We start from the raw sequence: 13469 nt of genomic DNA, 5'->3' as shown, positions 1-13469 counted from the left end.
CAAACAGAACACCATTGTTAAAGAGGCAGAGGATCTTATGCGTTCAAATACCGCACTATTTTCGTTGTCGGTCGGCGCTTTCGCTATCGGAGCAACGGAATTTTCGCCGATGGGAATGTTACCGGATATTGCTTCCGGTTTGTCCGTTTCGATTCCTACCGCCGGTATATTGGTGATGACCTATGCACTGGGTGTGATGTTGGGTGCACCAATCATGACGTTATTACTGATTAAGCGTTCCCCCAAAACGGCGCTGATTTTCCTGATGAGCCTTTTCACCGTAGGAAATATACTTTCAGGGTTGGCAACCGATTTTACTTGCTTAATGATGGCGCGTTTTATTACCAGTTTAAACCACGGAGCATTTTTTGGTATCGGTGCACTGGTGGCGACACGGGTGGTGGAAAAAGGTAAAGAGGCCAGTGCCATTGCCTGTATGTTTATGGGGCTGACCATCGCCAATATTGGCGGTGTACCGTCAGTGACCTGGCTTTCGCAGATGATCGGCTGGCGTGAGGCCTTTCTGCTGATCAGTGCATTGGGCGTAATGACTATGGTTGCATTATGGCTGACGCTTCCCCGAAATATGCCGGGGCAACCTTTGCATCTCAAAAAAGAGTTACAGGTATTAGGCAGACCCAAGGTATTGATTGCCTTATTGAGTACGGTTCTGGGTGCCAGCGCGATGTTTACGCTTTATACCTATATCGCGCCGCTGATGATGACGATTGCAAATACTTCGCCGGCACAAATCAGTATCATGCTGGTATGCGTCGGACTGGGATTTACATTGGGTAATTATCTTGGCGGAATATGGGCGAATCGTTCGGTCTCCATGACACTTTTCGGTCTTTTCACCCTGTTGGCGGTCAGTATGATGTTGCTTCCGTTTATCGGAACTAACAGTATCAGTGGCGGCATCATGTTAGTGATCTGGGGGATCGCCAGTTTCGGTGTGGTTCCTCCGCTACAGGTCAAAGTGATGCAGGTTGCTTCTGAAGCTCAGGCGTTGGCCTCCTCGATTAATGTGGGGGCGTTTAATCTGGGCAATGCCATTGGCGCAGGATTGGGAGCTAGTGTGCTGTCACTGGGATTCGGGTATCCTGCGGTCAGTTACGCCGGTGGGATTGTGGCATTATCCGGTCTGCTATTATTACTTGCTACCCAAAAACGGGGAGCAGCGAATGCGGTTTGCCGGGAAGATATCTGACAAGTAAAAGTATTTTGCTATATGTGACGTACCAAAACAGACTGTTTGATAAGATAAATTTCTTAAATTATTACCCGTTGAATCACGAATCTGCTGTTTTTTCTGCTTTATTCTTATCTGAATACGATAAACTGATTCATTATCTTTATAAGAATTGAGAAGAGAGAGCTTCATGGAGAATACTTTCCAGAAAGCGCGCTGGTTACGGGATTTACAACGTTTTCTACCGTTGAAAAGTCAGTTCGTTCTGTCCGGTAATGTCAGGGATTTGCAGGCGTATGAAATTGCGCCGGAGGTGATTACACCACTGGCATTAAATCAGGTGCTGCAAAATACGTTATTTGATGCGGGATACGCGCATATCATGACGTTTAATCCGCTTTCAGGATTTACTTTAATCAATCATCCATCCCAGCCAGAAGGGCAAGGGCAGGCATTATTACAACGGCTGGGGCTGTCGATGAATACTCATCGTATTCCCGGCGGTATCGATCTGTTAAATAGCGTATTGGAGAAGTGGGTAGAATACCCGAATGAACCGGTCGCATTGTGTGTGGATTTTGCTTCCTGCCTGATCTCCCAGCGTGAAAATCTCTCTGCGATTGAACATCATCTGTTTACCCGTGCCTTGATTATTTCTCATCAGGCAAAAGCCCGTCCCGCAGGGGCACAACGCCAGCCATTTTTTAATACCATTTTCTGGATAGTCGAAAAAGAGACCGATTTACCCGACTGGTTTCTGATTAATAATCCCCGGATCCGTCACATTCCGATTGCTAAACCTGACGGACAGATGCGCCGGGGACTGGCTCCAACCTTATTGCGTTCGCTGCCGGACTTTGGACAGGGGACGAATGAGGAACATATTGCTTTACTGAATGATTTTATTGATGAAACCGAAGGGCTGTTACTGCTCGATTTAACCGCTATCGTACAGCTTGCCCGTCTTGAGAATGTCCCGGTCACGCGTATCAGTGATGCGGTCAGGCGTTATAAAGTCGGTATTACAGAAGATCCGTGGCAAAAGATTGATAAGAATAAAATCCGCAATGCCTATGACATCATACAACGGCGTGTGAAAGGGCAGCATCATGCGGTCACACATTTGCTGGATATTATTAAACGGGCGGTAACGGGGGTCGGCAGCAATAAAGGTGGGCGTCCGCGTGGTATCCTGTTTCTTGCTGGTCCTACCAGGGTCGGTAAAACCGAGCTGGCAAAAACCGTGACTCAATTGTTGTTTGGTGATGAAAGTGCTTATATCCGCTTTGATATGTCGGAATTCAGTGCCGAACATGCGGATCAGCGCCTTATCGGCGCGCCGCCCGGCTATGTGGGCTATAACACCGGGGGTGAACTGACTAACGCCATCCGTGAAAAGCCGTTCAGCGTTGTGTTGTTTGATGAAATTGAAAAGGCCCATCCGCAATTGATGGATAAGTTTTTGCAGATTATTGATGATGGCGTGTTGACGTCCGGCCGCGGGGACCGGGTCTATTTTTCAGAATCGTTGATTATTTTCACTTCGAACCTGGGGATTTATCGACTGAATAATAACGGAGAATGGGTCGCTAATGTCACACCCCATGAGCCGTTTGAAACCGTACAACAGAATGTGAAACGGGAAATTGAACGTCACTTCAAGCTGGTACTGAACCGCCCGGAATTACTCAACCGTATCGGCGAAAATATCATTGTATTTGATTTTATCCGGCCGGATGTGGCAGAGCAGATTTTCAGCCAAATGGTGGATAATATTCTGCGCGGGCTGGAAAAGCAGGCGTTAACCATCACAATAGCAGACAAGGCGATGGCCACCCTCAAATCTTGTTGCCTTGCGGATTTATCCAACGGCGGACGCGGTATCCGCAATCAGCTCGAAATTCATCTTATCAACCCGTTATCACGGGCGGTCTTTGATCAGAATGCCCAGCCAAATGACGCTTTTTGTATCACCCATATCGCATTAGGCGAAACAGGTGAAATGACAACCGTGCAACTGATGCCGATCACGGAGTCCATCTGATGGAGATCAGTCTGTCACGCCTGCATTTTCCCGTGACCTCCCTGGGGCCGGGAAAACGTATTGGGATCTGGACACAAGGGTGCCGTATCCGTTGTAAGGGCTGTATGTCACCTGACACATGGCGGCCGACCCAACAACGCATTGCTGTCAAGACTCTGATAGCGCAGCTCACATTATGGCTGACAGAAGCAGACGGTATCACCATTTCTGGTGGTGAGCCTTTTGATCAGCCGGACGCACTTTATACCTTGTTAAAAACGTTACGTGATCACTTTTCTGGCGACATTCTGGTTTTCAGTGGATACGAATACAGTACGTTAAAACCCATGTTACAGACAATGGATGGACTGATTGATGCCTTAGTGTCCGGCCCCTATCAGCAGGATGCGACACAGAACTTGCGCTTACGCGGCAGTGACAATCAGGAACTTCATCTTTTGACTCCGTTGGGCAGGCAACGTTATCACACCTATCATTTGCTGCGGGATAAAACGGACAGAGTTTTGGATCTCGCTTTGGATGCGCAAGGCCGGGTATTTATGGCCGGTATTCCGGAAAAGGGTGATATGGAGCAGTTCAGAACCTTGCTTATGCAAGAAGATCACCAGATAGCACAAATTAAAAAATAGAATAACAAGTACAGGTATGTCATGGCTATGATGCGTTTTTGCCCCCATTGTCAGACCGAGCGGCCACTGACCGAAATTTTCTGTGAAGGTCATATCGGCACGCAGGCGTGCGGATGGGATTTATCTGCCGAACCTATTCATGAATCAGGCCGGCGTTTGCGACAGCCGGCCAGCACACTAACGGTAGAGTTTGCTGATACAGAGCTTCAGGAGCATATCTATGCTTGTGTAAACGGTCACCCAATGGAAGAAGGTGATCTTATGTGTCTGCAATGTGGTGCGGATGCTGCCGAATTCTCTGCGGAAAACCCGGCTGGACAGGACACAACACCTTCACTGGCAGAACCGATAGCTATCGGAGAGTGGCTGTTGGGTGAACGGGTCAATAACAGTGATAGTCCGCGTGAGCGCTACAATGTGACCCATCGGGAAACCCGCCGGCAGGGGGTTTTAACGCTTTATCCGTTGGGTGAAGAGCCTGATCAGTCTGTTTATAATGTGTTCCGGCTTTTACCGCAAAATCATGTGCCGGCATTGCTGGACACAGGCCGTCAACACGGCAGACCGTGGCATGTGACAGAGCATATTTCCGGTGGTTCGCTAGAGGCATTTATTATTCGGGGCGACTATTGGCAACCGGAAGAGCTCCCTCAGCTTATCCGGGAAATGGGTCAGGTACTGGCTGCCTTTGCTGAGCATGGTTTACGTCATCGCGCCCTGCGGCCTTCCCACCTTTTGATCCGTCAGCGCTCACCACTGGACATTGTGATCGTCGAATTTGGTTCTGCCTGTCTGTCGGAATTCGACCTTGATATCGTCTCACCGCTGGACATCAGTCGTTACAGCGCACCAGAAACCTTAGCCGGCGGGGTTTCCGCTGCTTCTGACTGGTGGAGTCTGGGGATTATTCTGCTTGAACAGTTCACCCGTGGCCGTTGCTTTGAACAGATTCATACCCATGCATTTCTGATTCAGATCATGACTCATGGTGTCACCATTCCGGATGATTTGGATGACAATATCCGCATTCTGCTGCGTGGATTATTAACCCGTGACCGAAAATTGCGTTGGCAGTGGCCGGAAGTATCAGCATGGCTGGAAGGGAAACCTGTCGCGGTGCCGGAAGAGATAAATCCGCAACAGCCACAGCACGGTCTAAAGCTTACTCTGGCCGGGCAAGTCTATAGCCAACCGGCACTGTTTGCGCTGAAAGCCGCAGAAACCGCGCAATGGGATGAAGCCTTGTCCTTATTATTACGCGGAGAACTTTTCTCATGGCTGGCCGGAATGAGCCACTATGAATCAATCCACCCGCAATTACGCCTTTTTGCTGATACTCCAGAGCTTGATGACAATCTGCGCCTGATGATGACTTTAAAGGTGCTGAATCCGGATATGCCGTTTATTTATCGCGGTGAGATCATTACACCTTCCTGGCTATTAGAACATGCGGATATCAGTTACCGTCTGATTAATGATCCGTTGGCACAATTATTGCGGAAAATCGATACCAAACACTGGCTGGTACAGCTTTATCATCGTCAGCAGCAGATCCGCAGTCGGGCAGAGGCGCTGGAAATTGCCCTTGATGAAAATATACTGAAAATCTATTTGCTGATTACTTCTCATAGCCAGCTTATTGCCCGCTGGCAGGCGCATCATCAGTTATTTCCCGATACACACCACAGTGGCTTACGGACACTGATTGACCGACAAAATCTACAGGACGAAGACCTTATTCTATTGCTGGGTGCAGATATCGGGCAGTTTATTGCACGCCAGACATTACTGGATCAGGCCGGTAAACTGGCAAGACGTTATCGTATCAGCACATTTGAGCGCACACAGGCAGAAACATTATTGCAGTTGCCCCGTCTGACGCTGTATCAGCAGTTGACAGAGCGGATCGGTGATTTTTGTCGGTGTGGGATCGCTGATATTGATGAATGGGCAGAACAGTTTTTACTGACACGACGCCTGCCGCTTGAACAGGTTATCGTCATGTTGGCGATTGCCGCGGAACAATGGGTCGTACCGGAAAAGCAGCGCTATATTCAACAGGTCATGCAGTTTTTTACCCGCAAAATCACCGCAAATACGCAGCGGGGGTTTTTAGTTCGTATGCGTCTGACCCCATCAGCCGGTCGGGTTGATTTGATTGAACTGGATGGTGTTCAAAAAAATGATGTTCAGAAAAATAGTGCTCAGAAAAATAGTGGCTGGAAAAGCGCGCAGGATCTGTTACAGCATTTAATTAACCGCTCTAAAAATGCGATTGCCATTGATAGCCAGACCTTATTGTTGACGCCCAAAGTCAACGATCGGCTACGAGTGTTACAGGCACAAACCGAGTTATATCAGCGTGATACCGGTATAAACGGTCTGTATCTGGGATTTCCGTTCCTGCTTATTCATACCCAACCGTCACAAATGAAGCCCCGCATCGCGCCGCTGTTTCTCTGGCCGGTTAATCTGGTAATGAATGCCGGGCTGCGAGGGGTTGCCCGCTTGCAGTTTGATAATGAACGTGGAGCCATAAGACTTAATCCGGCACTGGCCAGCCTGAACGGTATTCCGCCGATCAAAGAGTGGCAGGCGATTTTGGATCAGCTTCTCGGACAGGCCGGACTGACGGTCGATAGTGTAATGGAGAAGCTCTCGGCTGTTATGCCGGTGACGGCCACACAGTTATCCGCATTACCCTCCGATGCGGAAATCGAAGAAAATAGCTCATCGTTGTATTGTTCTGCCGTACTTTTCCACACGTCATTTATCGGGCAAGCTATTGGCAACGATTTGCAACAAATCGCGGGCTTGCCGATTGCAAATACGGCACTGGAGAAAGCATTGGGATTGGCGGAGCCCGAAACGTCAGAGTCTTTTCCGTTAAAAACCGAAGAACGTTATTTTGTTAATGCGACAGATCCTTCTCAGGAAACGGTGGTGGCTGCCGCCCGGCAAAACCGGGGATTGCTGATTGAAGGCCCGCCGGGAACCGGTAAAAGCCAGACCATTGTTAATCTGATTGCGGATACCATCGGGCAGCAGAAAACTGCACTGGTGATTTGTCAGAAACCAGCCGCACTGGAAGTGGTGTATAAGCGCTTGGTCGCTTGTGGCCTGATCAATCGTATTGTGCTTGTACATCAGGCGCAGAAAGGGCGCGATATCATTCAGTCGGTACGCTCACAGATTGATGAACTGTTTCTGCGTGAGAAAAATGGTGTCCAGACGATAAACTGGGGACACAAGCGCAATATTGCCGCCCGGCGCATGGGCAAATATGAGACGCAACTGGATAACTATTACAACGGGTTATATCAGTATCATGAAGCGGCGGGGTGCTCTTATCGTCAACTGATGGCCTCCCTGATTGCATTGCGTGATAATTCGGAAGTCTGTCTTGATTTACCGCAATTATTGTCGCTGTTCTGTTCATCGGATGCAGTGGAAGCAACCGGAATCATTGAGGATATCGTGCAGGTTGCACCTGTATGGCTGGCTGCCGATGATGAAAATAGCCCGCTTTCACAACTGCGCTCTTTTCCTGCGGATGACGACAGTTGTCAGCAGTTTAAGCGAGATTTTGCCGAATTTATGCAAACCGAGGCAGCACGGGAACAGACCCTGACACTGCCTGATACACAAATTACCATTGAAACACTGACTCACCATCAGGCCGCTTTGGCTGCCTGTAAGAGGGCATTTGCTGCATTATCTCCGCTGACATGGCAACAATTTGCCCGCTGGCTGCCGTTGTTCTGCAATGAAAAAGGGCAACAGCCACGTGGTCAGCAGATGATCAGCCAACTGACAGCCCTGATTGCGCGGTTACAGCAGGTTGATATTTCGTTGTGTGATCCGCGGTTATTTCATCTTCTGGCAAAGTGTAAAGATCCGATACTGGCACAATTATCACGGGCATTAAAAGAGAAACAACAGGCGTCATTCTGGTTTTACCTGAATCCGCTTTATTATGCCCGTCAACGCCAACTTAACGCTTTTTCTGCTACGCATGGGATCAGCCATCACCCGGCACAGTACGCCGCATTTTCTCATTCAATCCGTGCCGAACAGACATGGCGCCTGATGCGTAATGAATTGAATCAGTTACATCAGCAACTTGAAATAGAGGCATGTTCTGAACCTGATGCCTTTTTATTACTTCAAGTGTTGGAAAATACGACAGATAACCTTCGAAGGATTGCTGATCTGGCACAGCTTGTGGTTAATTATCCGCAGCCAGCTCATTTATTCAGCGCGATACGTGACGGGCAACAGGTCGGTTTTTTTCAGCAGTGCCTTGAAATCGAGGCCGCGATAACGCGCGCTCAGGCACAAGAAAAGAGCCGTACCGCACTCAATGTGTTGATTCCGTATCTGACCAGTCAGACACAACAACGTTTTGCTGAAGCGATTACACATCAGACGTCGCTTAACCACGATCTTGCCGTTATAGCCGCCGCATTTCCGACGTTAAAACCTTATCTGCAATTCAAGGCACTTTCTGAAAATTTCGGTGAGGCTCATTGGGCGATCTTGGCGCAATTGCGCCCTTATGCAGACGAATTTTCCCGGTTGAGCGACACCGTATTGCGTCAAACCATCAAAAAGACACTGCAACACTATTATTACCTGTCTTTGAGCGCATTGTTTGAGCGTCAGTTTCCTGCGCTATCCACCGGGCAGGACACATTGGATCACCATGTTCAACAACTGGAACACACACTGGCGGATTTGCAGGCACTGAACCGTGCAGCCTTTAACAAAGGATTAGAGTACCCGCAAATCAGCCCAAGAAGGGTATGGGAAGAGATTACCCGTTTAACAGGAAAACGCGCCAGAAGGTTACGGGAATTTATCGAAGAGGGGAAAGCGCTCGGTCTGATGCACCTGCGTCCGGTATGGCTGATGACCCCGGATGTCGCCAGTCAGGTTTTACCGCTTAAAGCCGGTTTCTTTGATACGGTCATTTATGACGAAGCCTCTCAGATGCCGATAGAATATGCCTTACCGACGCTGTATCGCGGTAAGCGGATGATTGTCAGCGGTGACGAGAAACAGATGCCGCCGTCCAGTTTCTTTGCGGGTTCAGTCAACGATTTATTCAACAACGATGAGGATGACGACGAAGAAAACGATTCACCGGAACAGCAACAGGAAAATCCACAAAATCAGTGGAATTACCGCCAAATTGGCGAGTGCCCTGATTTGTTGCATCTGGCACGGGCGGTGTTACCCGTTTATACGCTCGATATTCACTATCGTTCTGTTTACCGTGATCTGATTAATTTCTCAAACCATGCATTTTACGAAAAACGCCTGAATATCCCGGCACAACATTCAGAAAAAGTACTCAATAAGATAAAACCGTTGTCACTGGAGAGGATCAATGGAACGTACATCAATCAAACTAATCCTGATGAGGCGGAAGCTATCGTAACACGCTTGGCTGAAATCTGGCTGGAACCGTTTGAAAACCGCCCCTCTGTCGGCATCGTGACGTTTAACCAGAAACAAACACAGCTAATCCAACATCTGCTGATTGAACGTACTGAAACAGATACGAATTTCCATCAGGCTTATATGCAGGAAACACAGCGGCGGGAGCAGGGTGAGGATATGTCGTTGTTTGTAAAAAACGTTGAAAACGTACAGGGTGATGAACGGGATGTTATTTTATTCTCCACCACGTTCGGACGTAACAAGCAGGGGGCTTTTCGGCGTCATTTCGGCGTGTTAGGACAGACCGGCGGAGAGCGGCGGCTTAATGTCGCCATTACCCGTGCCAGAAAACAGGTGGTTATCTTCTCATCCATGCCACTGGATGAAATATCTGACTTGCTTTCAACCTATCGCAAACCTGACATTCCGCGTGATTTTTTACAAGGGTATCTCACCTTTGCCCATAACCTGACAACCGGACAAAACGAACATAATCAGGCGCTGCTTAACAGAATGTGCCGCACAGATACCGGCCAGCATGACAGCAACCGAACCCATGATGGTTTTGTGCAATCTGTGGTGAATTTTGTGCAGCAATTTGAGCAACAACAGGGATGGCAGATAGCCGAAGTACAGCAGGCCGGGGTTTTCTATTTTGATTGCATTATTGAAGATAAACGCAGTGGGCGATATCTCATCGGGCTAGAATGTGATATGCCGCACCATCCGTTGTTACAGCAGGCAAGGGCGCGGGAAATATGGCGCTCATCCGTGTTAAAACAGGTGGTTCCGGCTCGTCACCGGGTTTCTGTTACGGAATGGTTTCATCAGCCGGATATTGCACAACAGAAGTTGGTTTCAGCGATTACACAAGCCTTCTTAACCCATAATCTATAGGAATTGTTATGAGTTCATCCCTACATACGGTCAGGATCAGAGAACAATACTTGATGACATGCCGACGTGCACATGCCAGATTAAAGCCGCTTTATCAGCGCTGGCAGCATATCAGTCAGCAGCTTGCCAATACGGATGAGGCCAGAAATCAGTTGTTCTCACAGCAATTTCAGGCATTAAACACGCGTCTGGAACAGGAGGCTGTTTCTATGTCACCCGGTAATAAAATATCATCCGGCAAAATAGAAACTCTGCAACGCCATATTGAGAAATTTACGCAGGATATTCAAGAAGAGACAGCCCTGTTACAGGCTGAATTACTGGAAAAACAGACTGAAGAAGCACGAAAACGCCATCATCGCAGCAAAAATCTGACATTCTTAAGCGGGCTTCTTGAAGGCAAGTTAGCAGACAATCATCCGTTGAATGCGGCATTAGCATTGGCGGCTAAAACGCCATCCCACCTGACAGAAGAGCAATCGACATTATTATCTTCATTGCTGGCTGAACAAAGTGCCGATCTGCAACGAGACTGGCAGGCACCCACAACGCCTGATCCGAAAACGGCCGTTCAGTTCGGGCAGATAGAAGCCATGATCATCAAACTGGGTATTCTTGATAACCAGCGTGATCTCTCGCCATTTCAGGCACAATATCAAACGGTTTTATCGCTAAAAGATGAGACACAAAGACAGCTTAGAGCCGATTCGCTGATTTTTGCGCTGTCAGCGCAAATTCACCAGGAACAGCGTTTGCAGGATCTCCGTACTCAGTTGATGGTAGCAATCGCGGAGTTGGAGAGTCTGGATGATAAAGAGGCAATTACCCTCGCCCGTGAAGCTGACAGCGCGGCGCAGCAAAGCTCGCTTTCCGAGGTAACAGACCATCTGGAACGGGTTAATGAGGCGATTTTCCGGATAGAACGACGTATTATCGCGGCTGAACGCCGCAATGTTGTGTTGGAAGGTTTACGTGAGTTAGGTTATCAGGTGAACGAAAATGCGGTTAATGCGTGGCTGACTGACGGGCAGGTGGTCGTTTCTCATCCATCAACGCCGGATTATGGTTTAGAGCTGGGTACCGGTGGTGAAGAAAGTGCGCGTTTTCAGGCCAGAACTGTGGCATTTTCAGAAGAAAGAGATACCCGCCGTGATAAAGATATTGATGCTATCTGGTGCCATCAACACCATCAGTTGCAGGAAAATTTGGCAAAATCCGGTGCGGAACTGACGGTTGATAAGGCATTACCTCCCGGCAGCGGCAAAATGAAAGTCAGAGAACAAGCTGATGCTGCCCGGCAGCAACGTGTGGTAAGCCATAATAAGGTGCAGATGCGTAAGGGGTAAGGATGGTGACAGATGGCGTGAGCTGGGAATTATCTCAGGTGGTTATGGATAAGCAAGCCATAAAAAAACCATAGTTGCAGGCTAAGTAACCCCAGAAAAAACACAAAGGCCACAGGTTGTTTTCTCAACGAGTATTACTGATAAAACAGCCTCATTAATCAAGCCGTATAATAGTTAGTGCGGCGATTTAGCGCATTATGACGCTGAAATTAATCGCTAACGGTATCCAACCGAAAAATTCATCACCAATAATCCATTTGCAACAGTGCAATAATACGAACATATAAAATCCTCGATCCTACTCACAGATTCAAACTTTTTTCCTGATGGAAACGCTGAAAGTTACATGTATGTATCTGTGTTTTCATGTGTTTTCATGTGTTTTTACATTTTTGCTACAAATTTGACAATAATATAACCATTAAATATATTAAATCATAGGTTATGTTTTATACGTTTAATCCATCAGGAGGTCACCATGCCGATACCCACGCTCAGGCATTTCATTCAGGGTCAGTATATTGAGTCTAAAGGTTCCGAATATTTTGATCTGGTCAGCCCGGTCACGGGTCAATCTTATGCGCGTTCTCCGAACGCAGCCGTGGCGGAGGTTGATGCGGCTTATGCAGCGGCTAAAGCGGCATCTAAAATATGGGGACGAAGCACCCCTTCGGCACGTCAGCAGGCGTTGCTGGCGCTGGCTGATGCGGTGGAAAAAAATGCGGATCGTCTGATTGAGGCGCAAAGCAGCAATACCGGGCAGCTCAAGCATTTGATTGCTTCCGAAGAGGTTGCGACGTCGGTGGATCATATCCGCTTTTTCGCCGGAGCCGCTCGTTTTCTGGAAGGCAAGGCCACGGCTGAATATCTTCCTGAGATGACCACCAGTATTCGGCGTGAACCATTGGGCGTAGTGGGGCAAGTTACCCCGTGGAACTATCCGTTGATGATGGCGGTATGGAAGATAGCCCCTGCGCTGGCAGCCGGTAATACCGTGGTGCTTAAACCGAGCGATACCACGCCGGAGAGTACCCTGTTGCTGGCTGAACTGGCCGCGCCATTCTTCCCCGCCGGGGCTTTCAACGTGGTACTGGGTAATGCCAGCGCGGGCGCTTTGGTTGTTTCACACAAAACGCCGGCGATGGTTTCTATCACGGGTTCCGTGCGTGCCGGCTTGCAGGTGGCCTCTTCGGCGGCGGCGAATCTCACCAGAGCGCATTTGGAGTTGGGGGGTAAAGCACCGGTGGTGGTTTTTGCCGATGCGGATATCGATAAAGCTGTGGAGGTCATTGCTACCGCAGGGTACTTCAACGCCGGTCAGGACTGTACGGCAGCTTCGCGCGTGCTGGTGCATGAATCCGTTTACGATAATTTCGTCACTAAACTGGTGGCGGCCGCTAAGGCTACCCGTTTTGGTGATCCGGATGATAAAGAGGCGCTGTATGGGCCGTTGAATAATATTCGCCAGTTGGAGCAGGTCAAAGGGTTTATTGCGCGTCTGCCCGCCCATGCCCGTATCGAAACCGGCGGCCGTCAGGCCGATCGTGCGGGATATTACTTTGAGCCAACGGTAATTACCGATTTGGAACAGCACGATGAAATGATTCAGACTGAGGTTTTTGGCCCGGTGATCACTGTGCAGGCGTTCCAAACCGAACAGGAAGCTATCGAAAAAGCGAACGATGTGAAATACGGGTTGGCCTCCAGTGTCTGGACCCGCGACCACGGTCGCGCGTTGCGTTTGTCGCGTGAGCTTGATTTTGGCACGGTCTGGATTAACACCCACATTCCTCTGACGGCAGAGGCACCGCATGGCGGCTTTAAGGACTCTGGATACGGTAAGGATCTGTCGGCTTATGGTTTTGAAGAATATACCCGCATCAAACATGTGATGAGTTCCAACGACTAAAACAGGA

Annotated in this window: 6 protein-coding genes; all 6 read left to right on the top strand. The window is 48.8% G+C overall.

What is annotated here, in order from left to right; translation table 11 throughout:
* Nucleotides 1-37 precede the first annotated feature (37 nt).
* The 6 genes from PSI15_RS07195 to PSI15_RS07170 all read left to right on the top strand — a co-directional run bounded on the left by PSI15_RS07195 (nt 38) and on the right by PSI15_RS07170 (nt 13462).
* A complete protein-coding gene (locus PSI15_RS07195; RefSeq protein WP_273582954.1) occupies nt 38-1210 on the top strand; it encodes an MFS transporter in 1173 nt (390 codons plus the stop codon).
* A 172-nt stretch (nt 1211-1382) separates the two neighbouring features.
* Entirely contained in the window at nt 1383-3236 is a 1854-nt protein-coding gene (locus PSI15_RS07190) for an AAA family ATPase (RefSeq protein ID WP_273582936.1), read from the top strand.
* Nucleotides 3236-3865, top strand: a complete 630-nt coding sequence (locus PSI15_RS07185) for a 4Fe-4S single cluster domain-containing protein (protein ID WP_273582935.1) — start codon at nt 3236-3238, stop codon at nt 3863-3865. Before PSI15_RS07190 ends, PSI15_RS07185 begins: the two co-directional genes overlap by 1 nt.
* Before the next feature lie 21 nt (nt 3866-3886).
* Complete coding sequence (locus PSI15_RS07180) at nt 3887-10207, top strand: AAA domain-containing protein (protein WP_273582934.1); 6321 nt, start codon at nt 3887-3889, stop codon at nt 10205-10207.
* A gap of 8 nt (nt 10208-10215) precedes the next feature.
* Nucleotides 10216-11553 (top strand): hypothetical protein, encoded by a 1338-nt coding sequence (locus PSI15_RS07175; RefSeq protein WP_273582933.1) that lies wholly within the window; start codon nt 10216-10218, stop codon nt 11551-11553.
* Nucleotides 11554-12031: 478 nt separating this feature from the next.
* On the top strand, nt 12032-13462 hold the full coding sequence (locus PSI15_RS07170) for a gamma-aminobutyraldehyde dehydrogenase (protein ID WP_273582932.1): 1431 nt from the start codon (nt 12032-12034) through the stop codon (nt 13460-13462).
* Nucleotides 13463-13469 lie beyond the last annotated feature (7 nt).

The organism is Xenorhabdus sp. PR6a (assembly GCF_028599065.1).
Lineage (GTDB): Bacteria > Pseudomonadota > Gammaproteobacteria > Enterobacterales > Enterobacteriaceae > Xenorhabdus > Xenorhabdus doucetiae.
This window is presented reverse-complemented; position numbering and strand designations above follow the sequence as displayed.

Bases quoted from the DNA above. Each gene is read 5' to 3' on its own strand.
- PSI15_RS07195 (WP_273582954.1), top strand. From the start codon at position 38: ATGCGTTCAAATACCGCACTATTTTCGTTGTCGGTCGGCGCTTTCGCT.
- PSI15_RS07190 (WP_273582936.1), top strand. From the start codon at position 1,383: ATGGAGAATACTTTCCAGAAAGCGCGCTGGTTACGGGATTTACAACGT.
- PSI15_RS07185 (WP_273582935.1), top strand. From the start codon at position 3,236: ATGGAGATCAGTCTGTCACGCCTGCATTTTCCCGTGACCTCCCTGGGG.
- PSI15_RS07180 (WP_273582934.1), top strand. From the start codon at position 3,887: ATGGCTATGATGCGTTTTTGCCCCCATTGTCAGACCGAGCGGCCACTG.
- PSI15_RS07175 (WP_273582933.1), top strand. From the start codon at position 10,216: ATGAGTTCATCCCTACATACGGTCAGGATCAGAGAACAATACTTGATG.
- PSI15_RS07170 (WP_273582932.1), top strand. From the start codon at position 12,032: ATGCCGATACCCACGCTCAGGCATTTCATTCAGGGTCAGTATATTGAG.